The sequence below is a fragment of the Shewanella psychrotolerans genome (assembly GCF_019457595.1).
Taxonomy (GTDB): Bacteria; Pseudomonadota; Gammaproteobacteria; order Enterobacterales; family Shewanellaceae; genus Shewanella; species Shewanella psychrotolerans.
Genome location: NZ_CP080419.1, coordinates 4,123,199 through 4,144,176 on the forward strand (window position 1 = coordinate 4,123,199; position 20,978 = coordinate 4,144,176).

At 45.6% G+C, this 20,978-nt stretch carries 15 protein-coding genes; 4 read left to right on the forward strand and 11 right to left on the reverse strand.

Annotated elements, in window-relative coordinates; genetic code table 11:
* The first annotated feature begins 40 nt into the window (after positions 1-40).
* The gene (locus tag K0I62_RS18095; protein WP_220069407.1) at positions 41-538 is read left to right on the forward strand and encodes a hypothetical protein; all 498 of its coding nucleotides are present in this window, start codon (positions 41-43) and stop codon (positions 536-538) included.
* Here K0I62_RS18095 and K0I62_RS18100 read toward each other — a convergent pair.
* The 4 genes from K0I62_RS18100 to greB form a co-directional block, all read right to left on the reverse strand.
* On the reverse strand, positions 535-738 hold the full coding sequence (locus tag K0I62_RS18100; protein ID WP_220069408.1) for a hypothetical protein: 204 nt from the start codon (positions 736-738) through the stop codon (positions 535-537). The two genes, K0I62_RS18095 and K0I62_RS18100, sit on opposite strands and share 4 nt — an antisense overlap.
* 34 nt (positions 739-772) lie before the next feature.
* On the reverse strand, positions 773-3,109 hold the full coding sequence (locus tag K0I62_RS18105) for a Tex family protein (RefSeq protein WP_220071450.1): 2,337 nt from the start codon (positions 3,107-3,109) through the stop codon (positions 773-775).
* A gap of 138 nt (positions 3,110-3,247) precedes the next feature.
* Positions 3,248-5,041, reverse strand: coding sequence for a thiamine pyrophosphate-binding protein (locus K0I62_RS18110; RefSeq protein WP_220069409.1), 1,794 nt, complete (start codon positions 5,039-5,041; stop codon positions 3,248-3,250).
* A gap of 338 nt (positions 5,042-5,379) precedes the next feature.
* Complete coding sequence (gene greB / locus K0I62_RS18115; RefSeq protein WP_220069410.1) at positions 5,380-5,886, reverse strand: transcription elongation factor GreB; 507 nt, start codon at positions 5,884-5,886, stop codon at positions 5,380-5,382.
* 450 nt (positions 5,887-6,336) lie between these two features.
* On the opposite strand from greB, the gene ompR reads away from it, so the two are divergent.
* The 3 genes from ompR (at position 6,337) to K0I62_RS18130 (ending at position 10,485) form a co-directional block, all read left to right on the forward strand.
* A complete protein-coding gene (ompR, locus tag K0I62_RS18120) occupies positions 6,337-7,062 on the forward strand; it encodes an osmolarity response regulator transcription factor OmpR (protein ID WP_220069411.1) in 726 nt (241 codons plus the stop codon).
* Positions 7,063-7,098: 36 nt separating this feature from the next.
* Entirely contained in the window at positions 7,099-8,409 is a 1,311-nt protein-coding gene (envZ, locus tag K0I62_RS18125) for a two-component system sensor histidine kinase EnvZ (RefSeq protein ID WP_220069412.1), read from the forward strand.
* Between the two features lie 111 nt (positions 8,410-8,520).
* Entirely contained in the window at positions 8,521-10,485 is a 1,965-nt protein-coding gene (locus tag K0I62_RS18130) for a methyl-accepting chemotaxis protein (protein ID WP_220069413.1), read from the forward strand.
* A 52-nt stretch (positions 10,486-10,537) separates the two neighbouring features.
* On the opposite strand, the gene K0I62_RS18135 is transcribed toward K0I62_RS18130, so the two are convergent.
* The 7 genes from K0I62_RS18135 to K0I62_RS18165 form a co-directional block, all read right to left on the reverse strand.
* Positions 10,538-11,011, reverse strand: a complete 474-nt coding sequence (locus tag K0I62_RS18135; RefSeq protein WP_220069414.1) for a peroxiredoxin — start codon at positions 11,009-11,011, stop codon at positions 10,538-10,540.
* A 111-nt stretch (positions 11,012-11,122) separates the two neighbouring features.
* Complete coding sequence (locus K0I62_RS18140; RefSeq protein ID WP_220069415.1) at positions 11,123-11,656, reverse strand: DUF2937 family protein; 534 nt, start codon at positions 11,654-11,656, stop codon at positions 11,123-11,125.
* Between the two features lie 142 nt (positions 11,657-11,798).
* Positions 11,799-12,737 carry a diguanylate cyclase domain-containing protein gene (locus tag K0I62_RS18145; RefSeq protein WP_220069416.1) on the reverse strand — a complete coding sequence of 313 codons (939 nt, stop codon included), beginning with the start codon at positions 12,735-12,737 and terminating at the stop codon, positions 11,799-11,801.
* Positions 12,737-17,647, reverse strand: a complete 4,911-nt coding sequence (locus K0I62_RS18150) for a PAS domain S-box protein (RefSeq protein WP_220069417.1) — start codon at positions 17,645-17,647, stop codon at positions 12,737-12,739. Before K0I62_RS18150 ends, K0I62_RS18145 begins: the two co-directional genes overlap by 1 nt.
* A 437-nt stretch (positions 17,648-18,084) precedes the next feature.
* Positions 18,085-18,831: a phosphatase gene (locus K0I62_RS18155; protein ID WP_220069418.1), complete on the reverse strand. Its 747-nt coding sequence runs from the start codon at positions 18,829-18,831 to the stop codon at positions 18,085-18,087.
* Between the two features lie 210 nt (positions 18,832-19,041).
* A complete protein-coding gene (locus tag K0I62_RS18160; protein ID WP_220069419.1) occupies positions 19,042-20,301 on the reverse strand; it encodes a sensor histidine kinase in 1,260 nt (419 codons plus the stop codon).
* Positions 20,301-20,975 carry a response regulator transcription factor gene (locus tag K0I62_RS18165; protein WP_220069420.1) on the reverse strand — a complete coding sequence of 225 codons (675 nt, stop codon included), beginning with the start codon at positions 20,973-20,975 and terminating at the stop codon, positions 20,301-20,303. The genes K0I62_RS18160 and K0I62_RS18165 overlap by 1 nt, the downstream gene beginning before the upstream one ends.
* Between the last annotated feature and the right edge of the window lie 3 nt (positions 20,976-20,978).

The window sequence follows — 20,978 nt, forward strand, 5'->3', positions numbered from 1 at the left end:
TTTTGTTTATTATTTAAACACTAGTGTAGGAGTGAACTCAATGTTAGTGGTTACCAACTATCCCCAAGTGCCCATAGCGACGACTAATCCCGCTACGGATACTGCACGGGTGGAAAACCAACAACGCCCACCTATCATTCCAGCCCCACAACTGTCGAAGGGAAACGAAGAGCGCCCTTTTAACCCACAAAATGAGCGCGCAGCAGATCAAGCCAATATCCAAGCCAAGCTACATGAAAAAGTTCAGGCTAAGCAGCAAGGGCACGGTCAACAACAGCAGGAAGGAAAACAGCAGCGGGAACAGGCACCGCGCACTGCACCTGCCATCATTCGGCCTCAACTAATCAAACCAGCCCTACAACGCCGAGATATTCGCCCCCCTCAGACCGAGCCACGTCAAGCGCCAGTGGTGAGCACCAAGACGCCATTAGAACCCCAAGCAGCGAGCTTTTATCAAACGGTATCTGCACACATTTCGAGCTTCTATCAAACTCAAACCCTCCCCAAGGGAGAGCCTGGGTTATCAACCTTTATTTAAGGCGCTTCACTCTCTAACGGTGGTGTTTTGTATAGCTGATTTTGATAAGCCATACTGCCCCACAATGCCCAAGATAATGCCACCAGTTTCATCTCATCACTCTGCTCTTGGCGCACCAGTGTTTTCGCGCCAAAGTCATATTTAAATCCTGCAGGATCTCGGTCTGGTTGCACACCCACAATACAAAAATGCCGAGGCATTGGGCCTCGGCAATCTTCTACTTCAACTATGGTGCTACTTCTTTAATTTAGCGAATGCATCGGCAAAAGCATTCCCCATCGCTGCATTGGCGGGGGCTTTCGCTTGTTTGTTATGGTTCTTTTGCGCAGGTTTACCTTGACCAGCTTTATTTGCCTTAGGTGCAGCCTGACGCGGTGCAGCTGCCTTTTCCGAGGCTTTTTCATCAAGGCGCATGCTCAAACTAATGCGTTTACGTTCAACATCCACTTCCATCACTTTAACTTTCACCACATCGCCGGCCTTAACCACAGTGTGAGGATCGCTAACAAACTTATCGGTTAATGATGAAATATGCACTAAGCCATCTTGATGAACACCCACATCGACGAACGCACCAAAATTGGTCACGTTAGTCACCACCCCCTCTAAGATCATATCAAGCTTAAGATCTTTGACCTCTTCCACGCCCTCTTTAAAGACAGCCGTCTTAAACTCTCCACGAGGATCACGGCCGGGCTTTTCAAGTTCACTTAAGATATCGGTGATCGTGGGTAGACCAAACTCATCGGTGATAAAAGCCTTAGCATCGACCTGTTTTAACAAGTCACCGTTACCTATCAAGGTATCGACCGCCTGTTGCTGAGCGCGCGCAATCGTCTCAACTAATGCATAAGCTTCAGGGTGAACGGCACTCGCATCTAATGGGCTGTCACCATTGCGAATACGCAAGAAACCCGCCGCCTGTTCAAATGCCTTAGGCCCAAGGCGCGCAACCTTTAACAGCTGCTGACGACTACTAAACTGACCATTCTCATCTCGATATTCAACAATATTGCGAGCCAAGGTTTTGTTTAAACCTGCAACTTGTGCCAGCAGAGGCACTGACGCCATGTTTAAGTCTACCCCCACACCATTTACACAATCTTCGACCACGGCTTCTAGTGACTGAGATAACTGACTCTGGCTTACATCGTGTTGATACTGGCCGACACCAATCGCTTTAGGTTCAATTTTAACCAGTTCTGCCAACGGATCTTGCAGACGACGAGCGATAGAGACTGCACCGCGAATCGAAACATCTAGATCGGGAAACTCTTCCGCCGCTAGCTCAGAGGCAGAATAAACTGACGCGCCCGCCTCACTGACCATAACCTTAGTCAAATGGGGAACTTCCGCCTTCATCGCCGCAATTAGTTCTGCAGCCAATTTATCGGTTTCGCGGGAAGCGGTGCCGTTACCAATAGCGATCAGCTCGACCTTGTGCATTTTGACTAAATTAGACAGAGTGCGGATCGACTTGTCCCACAGATTTTGCGGCGCATGGGGGAAAATGGTCGAGTGAGCCACTAACTTACCGGTATTGTTAACAATCGCGACCTTAACCCCAGTCCGTAAACCAGGATCAAGCCCTAATGTGCATTTAGCGCCCGCTGGAGCCGCCATCATTAAATCACCTAAGTTACGCGCAAACACATTAATCGCTTCGGTTTCAGCACGTTCACGAAGTTTAGCGACAAACTCCGTTTCCATTTGCAGTGCAATTTTGATCCGCCATGTCGAGGTAACGACCTGTTTAAGCCATTGGTCGACATCACTGTCGGTCAGCTTAAGCTTAAAGTGCTCACTAATGAGCACTTCGCAATAGCTACCTTGCTTAGCCTCGGTGTCAGGATCGGCATTCATGTTCAGGCTTAACACACCTTCGTTACGACCACGCAGCATAGCCAAGGCGCGATGCGATGGGATCTGCATCATCTTCTCGCTATACTCAAAGTAATCCCTAAACTTAGCGCCCTCTTTCTCTTTGCCTTTAACCATACGACTTTCAAGCACTGCGTTTTGACTTAGGTGGCGACGCACCTTTTGCAGCAACTCGGCATCTTCGGCGTAACGCTCCATCAAAATAAAACGCGCGCCATCTAGCACAGCCTTAGTATCACCAAAACCAGCGTCACTATTAATAAATTCACTGGCTGCGGCTTCGATATTGGCTTGACGATTTTGTAGCAGCTGATCGACCAAAGGTTCGATGCCCGCTTCAATAGCTATCTGCCCTTTAGTGCGGCGTTTAGGCTTATAAGGTAAATAAAGATCTTCGAGGCGAGTCTTGCTGTCAGCATCATTTATTGCCGCTTGCAATTCAGGCGTCAACTTGCCTTGGGCATCGATACTAGAAAGAATCACCTTACGTCTATCGTTGAGATCGCGTAAATACCCTAAACGGCTAAATAATGTGCGCAGCTGAGTATCGTCTAAACCACCGGTGACTTCCTTACGATAGCGCGCCACAAAAGGAACCGTAGCGCCGTCATCCAATAACGTGATTGTTGCTGTCACTTGCTGCTCGCGAACGTTGAGTTCCTGAGCGATGATTTGTGCAATATTTTGCATAGAATAGTTCATGCCTAAATTGATAGATTTCATTGTCGCCAAAGATACCACAGGCGCTAGATAAGTTGTACGTCCAACCTATGTGAAAAAGCCTGCAAGACGCAGGCTTTTTCAGTCAGTTCAACAAATACCCCTTAATTAGCGACAAAGCGCTTGCCACTGTTTTGTCGCATCGGGATCGCCATTTCGATAGCCAATATAGCAGTTCAGTTTTTTAGTCGTATCACTTTGCAAGACCAGATCTAATCCTGTGGGCACCTCGATAAGATGCAATCCGCCCATCTCAACGCAAGTCGCTAAGATATCGACAAACTGACCGCTGCTTTGGCACAGATGGCCTTTGCCACCATATGCGCTGATCAGTAACTTGGGATCGAAACCATCGTCATTGCATGCATAAATCGGGGCATCACCCGCCTTACCTAAATGGAAAATGTTGTTGCGCATATACACGATAATGGCATTCGCCCCCTGCTTTTGCAGATTGATGAGCTCATTGGCCTGAAAATTAAACCCGCCATCTCCAGTAAGCACTAAAATAGTCTGCTGACTGCCAAGCTGCGCGAGTTGATCACCAATCGCTCTCGCATAAGGCAAACTTGTTCCCATCGCAGCGTACCAAGGATTCGCCAAATAACTGCGGCCAATATCACTCGCGCCCGTTTCGAGTTCAAAACTGGCAAACAAGGAATTGCCAACCTCGGGCACAAAAATAAATGAACGCTGCAACTGTCGCTGCACCCGATTAATACAGGCGGCGATATTGTGATACCCCAAACTACCGTCGCACTCAAACCTAGGCTCGCCCTGATTGGATAACGGTGCCTTAAATTTAGGCCTAGATTCATCACGGTAATGGCTGCGTAGCTGGGTCATCACAGCTAAGATATCTTGCTCTAATCTTGCGGTACCTTTGACCATGGTCTTATTGGGATGATTGTCGATAGTGTGCGTTTGACTGCTAAAAGCATTGTTGGTGTCAGAGGGGAAAATGGCGCTGCCCAGCTCTAAGACATAATCAACTTGCTCATCGATATAGGCTTGATGCTGAAGCTTACTAAAGACGCCATTATAGCTGCCCAAACACAATGGGTCGCATTCATCTAACATCCCTTTCCCAAACCAACTGGTTGCATAAGGCAAACCCTGTTGGTGACAAAAGTCGATAATGTTACTGAGCAATGCTTTATTTAACCTCAGCTTCTCTCCAAGAAAAACCAAAGGATATTTGGCTAGCGACAATTTTTCCTCAATCTGAGCGGCAATATATTCGGCACCACTCAGATTAAGTGCCTGAGTCTGCAACGCCGTAAGATCTTGGGGTAGACACAGAGCCTGCGTCGGCTGATGCACTAAGTCTCTTGGGATCTCAATGTACACTGGCTGACGATTGATAAAAGCATGGGTCAACAGATCTAAAAACTGCTCAGCAGCTACGTTAGGCTGACCACTATGACGCTGACCTTGCAGACGTTCGGCACGAAGACCTAAGGCTTTAAACGCATTTAACGCTGCATCGAGATCAGTGTGCCACGCAGTATGTGGATGAACGCTATGGTGCAGCGCATCGCTGTTGATCTCCGCCTCGCCTGGTGCACCCGAAATAAAAATCACCGGCAAACCTTCGGTACGGGCCAATGCCGCTGCCGATGTGCAAGGCAGGCTGCCCACAGTGTAAGTCATCAAACACACGCCTAATGGGTTGAGCTCCGCTTGTGCACAAGCGGTAAAACCCGCGTGCATCTCGTTGCTCGAAGGTAACACCGGGATCTGCTTAGCCAAGGCATTGATCAAGTTAGCGACAAAATCGCCACCGACACCATAGACTCGCTGCACACCAAATAGCTGCAACTGTTGAGCAATACTCTGCCCCAACGTGGGCAGCTGTTTATAATATTGTTCACCGAAATTATCTTGTATCGTCGCGCTCATCACATCACCGCTTAACTATATTTGAGAGGAAGCAGCCTAGAGGGGTTAAGAGATTCATGCGTTGATCAAGATCAGTTTAGAAAATTTGCTCACCAAGCGTCCTGCGAAAACTAATCGTTACGCCTTGGTAGAAAGGGCAAGCAGACCAATCAATATAGCTGTATTGATATCGTTACAAGGCGCTCTTTTGCCCTCTGAGTTGGAAGCACAGGATTAGAACAGATGAACAGCGAGAAGCAGATTGGGAATGAATTAATCAGGATTAATTGCGCAGAAATCTCGCAGTAAAAGACAGTGTTATAAGGGCTTAGAACATATCGCCTCTTACTGCTATTAGGTTAGGCTTCAAATGCCTTATATTGGATCTTATTGACATACCACTCTTTTTTACCAGCGGGTGTTCTCACAATAACTTCATCATCGACCTGCTTACCAATGAGTGCGCGCGCCATAGGAGAGTCAATCGTGATATAGCCAAGCTTAGTATCTAGCTCATCTTTACCCACAATACGGTATCGCACCACCTCACCAGCTTCATTTTCGAGTTCAACCCAAGCGCCAAAAAACACCTTGCCCTCTTGCTGGGGTGAATAATCAACAATCTTAAGATCTTCGACTCGCTTAACCAGATAGCGAACTCGGCTATCGATTTGCCTTAAAAGCCTTTTATTATAAGTGTAGTCAGCGTTCTCGCTTCGATCGCCTTGTGCAGCGGCCTCTTGCACCTTCTTGGTGATCTCTGGCCTATACTCCTTCCACAAATACTTTAGCTCCCTATCGAGGGCTTGCCAGCCTTCACGGGTGATTAACATGGCTTTCGCATCATTACTGGATTTGTTTTCCATTTAGCTTAATCACTCAACCTTTCGTCATTTATAAGTTAGTCATGTACGTGTTAATTGGTCTACCATGCAATATTAGCGACCAACCACCATCAATCGCCAGATGATACCCATTGACAGAGGAAGATGACAATAGCATAGCGAAAGGAAAACCTCTTCGAGATTAATGCCATTCTATTTATCGGGTAGATAGGAGCATTGGCTCACAGGATTCAATTTAGTTACAATTTCACATCGCTAGCGTAAATAAACTATAATCTACTTTTATTTCAAACAATTAAACAACTACAAAACGCGCCCTAATCATCATAGGTCAAGATGTAAATGAAATTCTCGCTAGTCATTTAATCGGCAAAACAGCTATATTAAGCGAACATATAAAATTAATAATGAATATCAGCAAGTTGGACCGGCTTTTATTGGCCACACCTACTGAAATAAGGGATAAAAAGCATGGGACAAGAAACCTCTAAAATTCTCGTCGTCGATGATGATATGAGGCTAAGAGCCTTACTAGAGCGTTACCTGATGGAGCAAGGTTATCAGGTTAGAAGTGCCGCCAATGCCGAGCAGATGGACAGATTACTCGAGCGCGAGAACTTTCATCTACTGGTACTCGATCTTATGCTCCCTGGCGAAGATGGCCTTTCGATCTGCCGCCGTCTAAGACAACAAGGCAACACTATCCCCATCGTCATGCTAACCGCCAAAGGGGACGAAGTAGACCGTATTATCGGTCTTGAGCTAGGTGCCGATGATTATCTACCTAAGCCATTTAACCCTCGCGAACTACTCGCACGTATCAAAGCGGTTATGCGACGCCAAACACCCGAAGTGCCTGGTGCTCCGACTCAGCAAGAGGAAGAGATAAGCTTTGGTGAATTTACCCTAAACCTAGCGACCCGTGAGATGTACCACGGCGACGAGGCAATCTCGCTCACCAGTGGTGAATTTGCAGTGTTAAAAGTACTGGTCAGCCATCCAAGAGAGCCGCTTTCTCGTGATAAGTTAATGAATCTTGCTCGCGGTCGCGACTACTCAGCGCTAGAACGCTCTATCGATGTACAGGTGTCACGCCTGCGCCGACTTATTGAAAAGGATGCCGCTAACCCTCGTTACATTCAAACCGTGTGGGGTCTTGGCTACGTATTTGTACCTGACGGTGCGGCTCGTCGCTAATGCAGCAATCTATTTGCCGCTAAAGCACACCTATCAATGACGTGGCTTAAACGATTTCTCCCTCGCAGCGCATTTAGCCAAACAGTATTACTGATTGGCTCCTTGCTGCTAGTCAATCAACTGGTGTCATACCTCTCTGTCGCTGTCTATTTCATTCAACCCACTTACCAACAAATCAACCAACTCATTGCTCGACAAGTAAAAATCCTGTTTGTCGATGGTGTCGATGTCGGTCGCGAACATTTGACTATGGTCGATGCGCTCAATGCCAAAGTACGCGATGATGGCATGCACATATACAACATCAAGCAGGCCCGTGAGGCCGGCGTCGAAAGAGCGACTTATTACACTTTATTGTCGGCACAGATGTCTGAACATCTTGGAGGTAAGGCTGAGGTGAGAATTGCCCAAGGCAAAGAGTTTGAGATCTGGATCCGTCCGCCGCAAGCGCCGTCGGTGTGGATAAAAGTCCCCTTGACTGGATTTAATGAATTCGGTTTATCACCGCTAACCCTCTATCTGATGGTTATCGGTGCGCTCAGTGTTGCCGGAGGTTGGTGGTTTGCCCGCAAGCAAAATAAACCCTTAAAAAGACTGCAAAAAGCGGCTATTTCAGTCTCGAGAGGAGACTATCCCGCACCATTACCACCGAGTGGCTCGACCGAAATTATCGAGGTAACGAACGCCTTTAACCAGATGTCTCGTAGCATGCAACAGCTAGAGCAAGACAGGGCTCTGCTGATGGCAGGGATCTCTCACGATCTACGCACACCCCTGACCCGCATTCGCCTCGCCTCAGAGATGATGGTTGAAGAAGATGAGTACCTAAAAGACGGTATTGTCCACGATATCGAAGATATGGATGCCATCATCAATCAGTTTATTGCTTATATAAGGCAAGATCAGGAGTCAAACCGTGAACAGGGGCAGATCAATGATCTGATTGAAGATGTAGCTCAAGCCGAATCTAAACGTGAAGGTGAAATAGAGATAGCACTCGCCTTCTGCCCCAAAATCCCCATGCAGGCGGTAGCGATTAAACGTACCATCGCCAATTTAGTTGAAAATGCATTTCGCTACGGTAATGGCTGGATCAAACTCAGCTCACACTTCGACGGAAAACGAGTTGGCTTTAGCGTGGAAGACAATGGCCCCGGTATTCCGTTAGATCAGATCCCCAAGTTATTCCAACCTTTCACTCAAGGTGACATTGCTCGTGGTAGTGTCGGCTCTGGGTTAGGTTTGGCGATCATCAAGCGTATCGTCGATCGTCATCAAGGTGAAGTGGTATTAACTAATCGAAAAGAAGGCGGCTTACACGCCCAAGTTTGGTTACCTTTAGAGTAGTTCACCCCTTCTATAAAAACCCATTCATCGAGATAGATAATCACTCATCGCTGTCATCAACTTGTCATGTTTACGTAATAATCTGGCGAAAATTATTATTGGCGCGTGATAATGAAAATTTCTACTCTCTCACTCTGGGCTTCTGCAACCTTGTTACTCTTAGCTGCACTACTGGCGACCGTGGTCGTTTGGAGCGGCCAGCAGAGAACACAAATCGAACATGAAACAAGCCTGCTTGCCGATGTGCAAAAGCGCTTCTTGGTCGAGGTTCGTCGCCAACTCGAAGGTTATTTAACCAGTGGGAATGCCCAGCTATTGGACAATGCCAAACAACAGCTTAATGATATTAATAGGGAGATCGATGGCCTTTCTCATCAAGATGCTCCGCTGCTCGTCGACGCAATTTCAAGCTTTATCTTAGATCTTGATAGCCAATATCGCGCTGCAGGTAAGCTCGCCGGTAATCCGAGAGAATTACTGGCGCATGCTGAAAGCGAGATGCTCTCTTACAATCAACACTTAGCCCAATATGCCGCCTCAGGGCTTAACGAACACCCCGAGCTCGCCATGCACTATATGGCACTAACCCAAGAGTTGCCTCCTCTGGTTTATCAACTTTCTCAGCTAACTGAAGGTTATTTACTAGATAAAGATCAGCGTCTTAAATCGATACTTTCGACGGCTACGCAAGAGCTAACCGAATGGCACGATAAATTAGCCAAATTGCCTTTACTGGGCATCTATGAAACTCAGGAGGTCGATGAGTTTGCCCTTGGTGATGATGAAGCAGAGCAAATTGAGATTGGTGAGATTTACTATAGCGAGCTCCTCTCTCTGAGCAATCGCTACGGTAAAGAGGTCACCAATACCGATAATCTATTGATTGCCAACAGACAGGCGCAAGATGCCATGATGACAGCTATCGCCCATATAGAGCAGCAGTTGTTAACACTTGGGTTGGCCCAACAATCACAAACCAGTGAACTCAAACAACAATTACAACTTATCCTCTATGGCGTTGTATCGATACTTGCACTATTTGCATTAGCTTACCTGTTATTGCAACAACAAAGGGTGGTTAAACCGCTTAAGCAACTCAATATCGCCTTTATGCGCTTAGGCGAGTCGAACGAGAGGGAGCGTATTGCGATTCATCGTCGTTGCGAAACGGGTCAAATAGCGGGACATTTTAATCAACTATTAGATAGATTCGAGTCAGAGGATGTCGAGCAAAGGGTAAAAATCAGCAAAATTTCAGAGTCACTTTCCCAATTAGTCTCGCGAATATCTAAACTGGCACAAGGAACTGAAACCACCCTAAAAATTGTCGATATTGCTCAGACACAAACGGAGCAGATGCGTGCAATTGCAAGAGACGTCAGCGAACTATCTCTACTCGTGGAACAGAGTGCTCAGCAAACACATCAACAGATGCTGTCGAGTCAAGATGAGGTCAAAGCCGTGATGACGGCGGCGGATGAAACACAGCTAGCCGTGAGCCATTGCCACCAATCACTCAACAGTCTTAACACCTCGGTGAGTGATGTCTCGACCATCATAGATGTGATCGGCAATATTGCCGAACAAACTAACTTACTCGCACTAAACGCGGCAATTGAAGCAGCAAGAGCTGGAGAGCAAGGCCGAGGATTTGCCGTTGTTGCCGATGAGGTACGCAGCCTATCACAGCGAACACAACACTCTCTGCAAGAGATCTTGGCCATACTCAATCAACTGACAACAGCAAACAATCAGCTAGAACAGAGTGTCAAAGGAATAGAGACTGCCAGCCTTAAACAGTCCCAAGGAGCACAAGCCCTTTGGCAAGTGACTCAAACCGTACAGCAGCAAGCACACGAGATGAATGACACCGCCAAACAGGGCAGCAGCTACAGCAGCAATCAAGTACAGCATTTAGATCAACTATATAACGCCATGGACGATTTAAAGACGCACGCTTTGCACTCGGCTGAGCAAAGTGAAGTGATCGCTAGTGAAGTCGCCCAAGGTGTTGCGGATATAGAAGCCAGCCTAGGAATAGACGCCCCGCCAGTGCTAGAAAAGCGCGTTGCATAGTCATAGGGGGAATTAACCTGAACCCGAGCCGAGTTCAGGTTAAATAATGTCTTTAAAGCGTAGCCATTACCGCTTCAGCCTTACTGACCTCAAAGCTTTTAGGTGCTTCAACGTTAAGAGTCGTCACTACGCCATTGTCGATCACCATGGCATAACGCTGAGAACGCACGCCACCAAATTCAGCGGTATCCATCTCTAGCCCTAGCGCTTTAGTAAAGCTGGCGTCGCCATCGGCAAGCATCATCAGTTCGCTAGCGTTTTGCGCTTCGCCCCAAGCCTTCATCACAAACGCATCGTTAACCGAGACACAAGCAATAATATCGACACCTTTGGCCTTAAACTCATCGGCTAACACCACATAACCTGGTAAATGAGCCTCCGAACACGTTGGGGTAAATGCCCCTGGCACTGCAAAAAGTACCACTTTTTTATTGGCAAACAACTCGGTCACATCGTGATTAACCATGCCCTCTTTAGTCAGTTGACTTAAAGTTGCCGATGGTAACTTTTGTCCTTGTTCGATCATGAGTCACTCCTTAATGATGAAAAATAGATAACAATAAATATGACCTTCAGCATAGTCTTAAATCGAGCCAACAAAAACCGACGAACCTTGTGGTTACTCAATTTATGCTGATTAATTTAACCTGCTACGTTTGAGGATCACCAAGCGATAGGCTTTATGGCAAGATTTGCCAACAATCACTAAACACAGTTCGCTCAGCATAGAAAGCAATAATCCGATCAGTAAGCCTATGGCGATCGCACGACCATCTAACATAATGGTATGGCTAAAATGCTGCCAAACTTCTGTACGAATATCGGCAAGAGGCTCAAATGCTACTTGTTGAAAGCCACTATAAGCAGACCGATTAAAACGTTGTAGCGCCCCCTCTAATAGCAGGTACCTTTGATAAATGCCTTCAATGCTCTCACCACCAGCCTTAACCACTTCATCAGTATTTTGCCGATAATGAGCAATGAGTTTATCGAGATCGCCCCCAAAAAAGCGGTCAGCATCGCGCTGAAACTCCCCTAAACTCAACTTGGCTTCAGTGGCATGGGCTTGTAATCGCTGGCCATACTGATCGACAAAAGCGGGGACCTGCACGCCCAGTAACACACCGCTGACAAACAGCATTAACCTTATATAATCAATCAATTGCTTCATCTTTACTCCCAAAGCAGGTTACATCTGTGAATTCACAACTGGAATACTAAATTGAAGCAGAACGTAAGGTCTATGTGCATTGAGCTACGGGACAACTGCAAATAAATGCAGTGTTATTTGCATATAAGCAACTGGAACAAGGCTATTTAACTGCAACACCACAGACTCGATTGCGCCCATTTTCTTTAGCCTGATATAGCTGCTTGTCAGCCTCTTCGATCACTGACTGCCAAGTTAAATTCTGTGAGGGGCAGACGCTGGCAACCCCCGCGCTGATGGTTACTGACGATGAGATGCGCGACCCTTTATGTTCAATCGCTAATGCCTCCACCGCACTAATCATCTTCTTTGCAATCGATAAACCACCATCGAGTGTTGTATCCGGAAAAATACAGATAAACTCTTCACCACCATAGCGCGCTACCACATCATAGGGGCGACGTGTGATACTCGCAATTGCTTTAGCGACGATACGAAGACAATCATCACCTTTTTGATGACCATAGGCATCGTTATAGTGTTTAAAAAAATCCACGTCGAGCATCATCAATGTTAAGGGCTTATTGTAACGAATGCAGTGACGCCATGATTCCGGCAAACTTAGCTCAAATTGACGCCGGTTGGGTAATCCCGTTAAGCTATCGATTAATGCAAAGCTTCGCAGCACGTCAGATTGGCGCTTTAATAAGAATTGGTTTTGCACCCTTGCGCTAGTAATAATACTGTTGATAGGTTTATGAATAAAATCAACAGCACCAACCTGAAATCCCCTTGCTTCCTGCTCTTCATCAAAATGGGCAGTAACAAAAATAATCGCCGTAGTGGCTGTAAGAGGATCCGCTTTTAATGTCTCACACACCTCAAACCCTGTGATTCCTGGCATTTCAATATCGAGTAAGACGAGATCTGGCTTTACCTTCCGACAAACCTCAATAGCCTGCTCTCCACTCGTCGCCATATACATCTCAAATTCTTGATGAAATAGCTGATGCAGTATTTTAATATTTAGTGGCTGATCATCGACAAGCAGTATCTTACCTTTGCCAAGACTTGCTAGATTCGCCGCTTCAGAATCCAACATTAGATTACCTCCTGTTCGATAATGTCTAATTTAACCAACGCCTGTCCAAAATCCAGCCCATGAACCTGTGCATGTAACTCTTGCCACAGTACGTGGGACGTAAACGGCCCCGTTATTTCATCAACTAAGGCAACGGCATCTAAATTGTTCTGTTGAAGTAATTCCTTTAACAACCGAATTTGCTCGTTAGCTGCCTGTGTATCTTGAGACAAATCATCGACTCCGCGACTTAAAACGACAGCCTCACTGGTAGCTTCAGATAGGTAGCTCATAAGCTGCTCAACACTAAGTTGTGCTAATAAGGCTAACTTAGCAGCCCAAGCCTCTATTTGCTGTGATTCTTGTGTTCCTTGCTTAAACTGTTTCTCCAAATAAGCCGCAAAATTAGCTAAGGATATTGCGCCAAAGTTACTCGCAAGGCCTTTAATTCCATGGCTATTGGCGGCCATCGCGACAGGATCTTGCGCTGCGATCGATGCTTTAAATTGCGAAAGTAGTTTGCCTATTTCAGACTCAAATCCTAATGCCATTTTCTCAAAAAATGACTTATTACCATCAAAACGTTTAAGTATCTGCTTATAATCTTCTAATAGCGGCGCATCCTCATCTGGCTCTTTGAACTCCGATACCTCAACGCTTTGTTCCAGTTCATAGACTGGTGCTATCGAAAAATCAGTAGGCTCACGACCAACAAGATGCAAAATAGCAGGCACTAACTGTTGCATATCAATAGGCTTACCTATGTGATCATTCATGCCCGCAGCAATACATTCGAGGCGGTCGGCATGTGAAGCATTAGCCGTCATAGCGAGGATAGGCAACAACTCAAAACGAGAATCAGCTCTAATACGACGAGTGGCTTCGAGTCCATCCATATCAGGCATCTGCACATCCATGATCACTATATCAAACGGCTGGCCGCTCTGGGTGACAGCGCCAACGCCCTCTCCGCCCCCTTCAGCCAATACGACCTTGGCACCCTCTAATGTGAGGAGTTCATCGACAACTTGCCTATTCAGCTGATTATCCTCGACCACTAAGATGGTTAAGCCTTGTAAACGTTTGGGTGAACTTAATTTAACCGGCCGATCCATGACCTGCCCAGTGAGTACTTGGCTTATGGATTCGGCCAAGAGTTGTGAGGTCACAGGCTTAGTTAAAAAATGGACAAATGGTGGACTAGAATCCTCATTCTCTAACATGACAACATCTTCCCCATAGGCGGTCAACATGATCACCGCAGGAACTTTACGTTGTTGAGCTTCAGCGGTATCTCGCAGCAGCTTGGCCGCATCAAGCCCGTTTAGCTCAGGCATGCTCCAATCCATAAGCACGATATCGAAAGGTTGTTGATCGCTTCCTTGCTGTTTACAACGCTCAATGGCTTCAGAACCGCTATACACGCACTCGACTAGACAGCCAAAATCGCTCAGGATTTTCCGTAGAATTTCAGTGGTAATCTGATTATCATCTACCACGAGGACACGACAGCCTCGAATATCTATATTCGACGTTGCCGGCATAGGTAACGATTCCAACAGCAACTCAAACCAGAAGCAACTCCCCTCACCGACTCGGCTAGTAACCAATAACTCTCCGCCCATCAGTTCAACCAAACGTTTGCTGATCGCGAGTCCTAATCCAGTGCCACCAAAACGTCTCGACGTTGAAGACTCTGCTTGTTCAAAACCAGTAAAGATACGCCCAAGCTGCTCTTCACTGATCCCGATACCTGTATCTGTAATAGCAAAGCGAAGTTTTATCTTGTCAGCTTCAGATTGAAGGCACTCAACATCCACGATAACTTGGCCACGATGAGTAAACTTAAGCGCATTCCCTGCCAAATTAATCAGAATTTGCTGCAATCTAAGCTTATCAATAAGTAACCATGATGGAATAGCAGGATCGAGACTAAACATCACCTCGACATCTCGATTACCTAAGTTGCCTGATAACACCACCGCGAGATCACGCATCAGCATCTCAATCTCACAAGGTTGCAAATCCAGCTGTAACTTACCCGCCTCAATTTTGGAAAAATCGAGAATGTCATTTAATAAGCCCAATAAAGATTTCGCTGCTACGTGGGTCTTAGTGATGTAATCGCGTTGCTGGGTAGACATTGAGGTGTGTTGCATTAACTGCAACATGCCAAGAACGGCATTCATTGGGGTACGGATTTCGTGGCTCATGTTAGCTAAAAATGCCGATTTGGCAGCACTCGCCTCATCAGCCTGTTTCTTCGCTTCTCGAAGAGTGGCCTCTAGTTCACGCTGTTCGGTAATATCGATATTGATACCAATAACCCGAAGAGCATTACCCTGTTTGTCTTTTTCAATCTCGGCACCCGCCTGAATGTAACGCTGCCCGCCCTCAGCCGTTAACACTCTAAATACTGGGTCATATTCGCCTTTGCCAGCGATAGCATCATTTAGCTTTTGCTCGGCCATAGCCATATCATCAGGATGAAGTCGCATTAGCCAATGTTCGTAAGTCAGACCGTCTTGCCGCAGACTAAGAGGCAGCTCATAAATCGCAAACATGCGATCGTTCCACTCTAACGTATTGTCTTGTACATTCCAGGTCCATATTCCCAGCTTAGCAACCTCTGCCGCCTTACTCAAATGGCTACTGGCCGTGATCAACGCCTCTCGCTGTTGCAAGGCCTGCGTAATATCAATAGCAATCCCGAGATATCCAATTAAGTTACCATTGTCATCGTACATAGCGGTAACAGACAAGGAGACTTGGCAATGAGAGCCATCTTTCCGCACATAGGTCCAATTACGCGTCTCAGGGCCTTGAGTTTTAGGCATATAAACAAACGTATCGAACCCCTCAATAGTAAGACCTGATTGCTGGGACAATTCAAGCGAGCGCTCTTGAACCTCATCAGCTAGATGTAAGGGGGCAGGAGTAGAGATACCCACTAACTCTTTTGCATCGTAGCCAAGTAGGTTCTCTGCACCACGATTAAATAGTGTTATAACCCCATCATTATCAGTTGCAATGATCGAAATTTCAGATGCTGAATCAAGAACATAAGAAAGAAGTGAACCCAATTTATTTTTTTCTATTTGAGCAAATTTACGTTCGCTAATATCGGTGCTCAGTGCAACAAAGCGTTCGACGCCGCCATCGTCATCCGTTATCGGGCCGATAACGGTATCGAACCAATGTATACGGCCTTGCTTGTCACGGTTACAAATTTCACCATGCCAAGATTGACCCGCTTTTATCTTCGCCCACATTGCTTTCCAGAATGCAGCATCATGCTCACCCGAAGACAGCAGAGAAGAGTTCTGGCCTACAAGTTGTTCGCGGGAGTAACCACTCATGCGACAAAAATAGTCATTTACCTCTAAAATGACACCATCAGCATCGGTTACCGAGTAGAGCAGTTGATCATTAATCGATTTAAGGAGCGCTTTATTTTCAGATACTGCTTGTTGCAACTCGATAGTTCTTTCGGCAACCTTCAGCTCTAAGCTTTCATTTAATTTTAAAATGCGCCTTTCCGCATCTTGCTGCAGAGTAATATCCCGAATGGTTTGACTTAACCCTTCAACATCTCCATGCTCATCGATAATGGGTACCGCGGTCATCGCCGTAGATAAGATCTGGCCATCTTGACTCTGGTGGTGTGAAATCTGATTTAATATCGTTTCGCCCGCAAACACTCGCTTAAACCAAGCCGTTTCAATCTCAACTTCTGTCGGAGGAACGATTAATTCGGTACTTAACAACCCAAGCACCTCTGACTCTTTGTAGCCAAACAGGAGCTCAGCGCCTCGATTCCAACTGGTAATACGACCTTCAAGGTCGTAACTAATGATGCCGTCTAGAGAATGCTCCAACATGCTAGCGCGTCTAGCCTGTTCAGCTAACACTTGCTGTTTACGCTGTAAATTCAAAGACCACATCATGACTAATGCCGCCAACAACACACTGAACATTACGCCATATAAAAAAATTAAACTTGGCCGATTAAGGTGTAATCCAGTGATGAACTCAGGGTAAGCTATGACCTCAAACTGCCATTTTCGGCCAAAGATCTCCTCATTTACTATGTGCTTAAAATGAGATAATGGTCGACTATCTGCCTCGTGAGTCTCAAAGAAGTTAATGGGATCATCAGCTTGAGTTACATCGATAAGATTTAGCTTGGTGGTTTGCAAAGTTAACTCTAACCCTGCTAACACTTCATTCGTTACCAGAGGCGCATAGCTCCAACCAAAGCCCTCCGCTTTTCGTGCTTCTATGGTTGAAGGTGTCGAACCACTGCGATAAATGGGCATCAAAATCAAAAAGGATTGTAGCGGCTTCCCCGTCACTTGCACTAAGGTAATCGGCCCAGTTAAACGCACTTCCCCCGAAAGCAGTGCTGCAGTGGCGGCGTCTCGACGATGCTTTTCTGAACCTATATCGAGACCAACGGCTGAACGATTCCGCTCTACTGGCTCGATATATTGGATAACATAACGCTCATCGTTGTGAGCACTTAGCTGGCGAATAGCAAAGTCAGGCCAACCATCTTGCTGTGCTTGCGCAATAAATGAGGGCTCCTCCTTAGGAGATACTCGGCGAATAAAACCAAAACCACGAGCACCAGGAAACTCTTTATCCACATCACGAGTTAAACTGTAACGAATAAAGGCCTCTCGCGTGACCTCATTTTCACCAGCGGTCACAATCATGCCTCGCGCACCGCGAAGACCATATTGATATAAGGTAATGCGCTCTAAGACATTATGGCTAATTTGCTCAGAAGCCGATTGGAGTGCTTTATTGATCTTGGTTGAATTATTGTCTCGGATCAACAGCGCCACAGCAGCACTAATGACTAAGCCAACCAGCAGTGTATAACCACTCCACTTAGCGGCTTTCTTATATTCCAAAGACCAATTCATAAGAACCTAATAATTAAAAAATCATAGAGTTATGATTCTGGACTAGTCAGCAGCATTTCGCCAGTCGAATAACAGCCCTTCAAATTAATCCCCCTGACATCAGCCGCAATGAAAACAACTCAGGGCGCGCATCCATTCGCCTTGAGTTAGTTGCCAAAAACGCGCAGGGAACTGACCGAAAACGGTGGTATCCAATGTCAAAACGATTGCTCAAAGCATGAAACAGCAAGGCATGGTGGCTAAGGCTGCACAAGTTTAAGATGACCAATGACAGCAACCATCAATTAGCCGCAACCCCAACGTACTGGCGCGAAATTTTACCGCTACGGCCCCAAACCCAAAATGAGGGGGATTAGCATACCCAATTTATTTCCGTTATTTGAGCAGCCAACATGATCGAAAAATATCACCTGAGCTAATCTCCACTAAGCACCTTCTCATTCCACCAAGAGCGAATAGTCATCCAAAGCTTTATGCCCTCTTGCCGACAGAAAACTTAGCAAGGCTTCGGGGCTACGATTGAGTATGCGTTCAATCGGAAAATCAACCGTTTGAATTAACTCAACGGCTTTATCAAACTCACCTAGACTAAACGCAATATGGGAATCAGAGCCCATCACCAATAACCCACCAGCCTCTTTTACCGCATTCACGATTTCAGTGCAGTTATGGATGCTGCCCTTTCTAGAGGTTAAGAAGGAGGAATTATTTATCTCAAGGGCCACATGATGTTTAGCCGCTGCTTTAGCAACCCTTTTAATATCAATAGGGTAAGCGGGATTACCCGGATGACTGATAATATCGACGTCGCCACTCTCAATACAGTTGATTAATGCGTTTGTGTGCGCCTCTTTGGTTGAAGGTGGAAAAACCGGCTCATGAAAGCCTGCCAACACGATATCTAGCTCTCGTAAATAATCACCAAAGAAATCAATCTCGCCATCGACATTCTTAATATTGGCTTCGATACCTCGTAGCACGCCAATACCATCAATAACCCTTGGCCAAACACGCATATTTACAAAGTGCCAAAAGTGGGGTGCATCAGCCATATCGGGACCATGATCGGTAATAGCGAATAACTTAATCCCTTTTGCTTTGGCGACAGCGAGGTAATCATGCAAGGTACTATAGGCGTGAGTTGAAGCGATTGTATGTGCATGAACATCAACAAAAAATCTCATGACAATCTCGTTAGCTTAATCAGACAAGTGACCATAAAGTCTACTATGTTAAGCGAACTTTCTCCATACCGACTTGAAAGACAAATCCCCCCAAATGGGCATCGTAATCGCTTATAAACAGGCTGTGTCGCTGAAAGCATAAACTGACAAATAAGAGTAACCCTTTCCAGCCCATGGTTATGGCATGTACTTTTATTACAAGTTTAAAGATTACTGAAAAGTTATTAATGCTTCACACCCCGAAGTAGAGCGGTTACGAATTGAGAAGCTCCAATGATATCTGCGACATAAATCTTCAACGATGAGTAATCCTAACCCATGTCCATCTTGGTTAGGTGCTTCATTTAGACCCGAACCATTATCCCTAATAGCTAATGAGTCTGCGGATACTTCTAGGGTTATTGTTCCCTCCGAAGTTGCGGCGATTGCGTTCCTCAATAAGTTTCCTACCACAATGTTAAGCACGGCTGGCGCAGCTTTGCTCGATGGGCTTTGGAGGAAAGTCAGTTCAACATCGATATTTTTATCTTTTGCCTGAGCACTGTTGAGTTCAATGATGTTCTCAAATTCGTCTTTGCTTACCTTTCTTTCAACGGTTTCATCTTCACTACGTTCATAGCGCACAAGCCCTAACAATGCATCAACCATCGTGGTCATCTGTAACGTAGCTTCATTGATACGAACGACCTGTCTCTTTTGAAATTCTTCAGACACCTTTCGCTCTAACAATTTACTTGCGCCTTTCACTATGGTTAAGGGAGTTCTCAATTCATGGCTAGCATAACGGGCAAACGCTTGTTCACGTTTTAACAAAGTATGAATGTCATGACGATATTGATTGAGCTGATCCGCTAAGATCTGAAATTCACTGGCACCACCTAGTGGAATATCAAACACATGGGCGCTATTGCCGCGTTGTTCGGTTAATTGCTCTATCAAATGATTAATGGGAGTTATCAGGCGTTGTGTTAAACGATTCAACAATAGTCCAAAGACAAGCAGTAGCCCAGCTATACTAGTGATCACTATGAGACTGGCATACACTGCTTCATATTCACCAAATTCAATTTGATTGATATCAGATAGCAATATGACGGGTTTTCTTTCTCCGTTATTCGTGTAGTAACCAAAGTAAAGCATGAGTGATTCGGTTCCATATCCGACTTCACCAACATAAGAATCTCTGCCTTCAAAGTACTTATGGTACCTTGAAGGAACCAAACTAATATCGTTATATGCACTAGTAAGAACGTCTATGGAAATCTCACCATTTTCTCCATCCATAAATCGCTGTATTGCTTCATTCTTATCTATTTCTATTCGACGCTCGCCAACTTTATCTTCAGACCACTGTAAAGCTGCAAAAAAAATCATATAGCTGACTAAACCCATCACAAGGGCGACAATCGTAAAAAAGATCGCTAACTGGCTTGTTAAAGTACGAGTGCTGGCAAAGTTAGCTTTTTTCATTATACGTTCTCCAATCGAAAACCAACCTTGGGAACCGTAATCAACATGGCGGTAGCAAATGGCTTATCTAACTGGACTCGCAACTGATAGATATGACTGCGTAATATGTCGCTATTAGGTTCATTTTCTTGCCAAAGCATATTGATAATTTCATTGCGAGTGACAATGTCAGGAGCGCGTTGACAAAGTAGCTCTACAATTGAATACGTTGTGGGGTTTAACAGAAGCTTAATGCCGTCACGATAAGCTTGATGTGTTTTTTGATCTATCCGTAAACTACCAAACTCCAAGAATGTATCGGCTACGGTTCGTCTGTAGCGTTTTATCAATGCACTTAAACGTGCTTCTAAAATCTCAAGGTCAAAAGGTTTAGTTAAGTAATCATCAGCCCCATAATTGAAGCCATTTAACATATCATTCCGGCTATCCAATGCGGTTAACATCAGTACTGGAGTTTCATTCCCTGCCTCTCTAAGCTTCTCACAGACCGTTAAACCGTCCATGCGTGGAAGCATAAGATCCAAGATGATGGCATCAAATTCGATTTCTAAAGCGAGTTTAAGACCGAGCTCTCCATTATCGGCATAATCAAGTTCAACTTCCTCACTTTCGAAGTAGTCAAACAAGATCCCGGCAACTTCCCTATTGTCTTCTACTATTAACACTTTGTTCATATC

Coding starts and splice junctions, on each gene's coding strand:
- K0I62_RS18130 (WP_220069413.1), top strand. CDS start 8,521: ATGAAAATTTCTACTCTCTCACTCTGGGCTTCTGCAACCTTGTTACTC.
- K0I62_RS18150 (WP_220069417.1), bottom strand. CDS start 17,647: ATGAATTGGTCTTTGGAATATAAGAAAGCCGCTAAGTGGAGTGGTTAT.
- envZ (WP_220069412.1), top strand. CDS start 7,099: ATGACGTGGCTTAAACGATTTCTCCCTCGCAGCGCATTTAGCCAAACA.
- K0I62_RS18160 (WP_220069419.1), bottom strand. CDS start 20,301: ATGAAAAAAGCTAACTTTGCCAGCACTCGTACTTTAACAAGCCAGTTA.
- K0I62_RS18135 (WP_220069414.1), bottom strand. CDS start 11,011: ATGATCGAACAAGGACAAAAGTTACCATCGGCAACTTTAAGTCAACTG.
- K0I62_RS18105 (WP_220071450.1), bottom strand. CDS start 3,109: ATGCAAAATATTGCACAAATCATCGCTCAGGAACTCAACGTTCGCGAG.
- K0I62_RS18165 (WP_220069420.1), bottom strand. CDS start 20,975: ATGAACAAAGTGTTAATAGTAGAAGACAATAGGGAAGTTGCCGGGATC.
- ompR (WP_220069411.1), top strand. CDS start 6,337: ATGGGACAAGAAACCTCTAAAATTCTCGTCGTCGATGATGATATGAGG.
- K0I62_RS18145 (WP_220069416.1), bottom strand. CDS start 12,737: ATGTTGGATTCTGAAGCGGCGAATCTAGCAAGTCTTGGCAAAGGTAAG.
- K0I62_RS18155 (WP_220069418.1), bottom strand. CDS start 18,831: ATGAGATTTTTTGTTGATGTTCATGCACATACAATCGCTTCAACTCAC.
- K0I62_RS18095 (WP_220069407.1), top strand. CDS start 41: ATGTTAGTGGTTACCAACTATCCCCAAGTGCCCATAGCGACGACTAAT.
- greB (WP_220069410.1), bottom strand. CDS start 5,886: ATGGAAAACAAATCCAGTAATGATGCGAAAGCCATGTTAATCACCCGT.
- K0I62_RS18110 (WP_220069409.1), bottom strand. CDS start 5,041: ATGAGCGCGACGATACAAGATAATTTCGGTGAACAATATTATAAACAG.
- K0I62_RS18140 (WP_220069415.1), bottom strand. CDS start 11,656: ATGAAGCAATTGATTGATTATATAAGGTTAATGCTGTTTGTCAGCGGT.
- K0I62_RS18100 (WP_220069408.1), bottom strand. CDS start 738: ATGCCTCGGCATTTTTGTATTGTGGGTGTGCAACCAGACCGAGATCCT.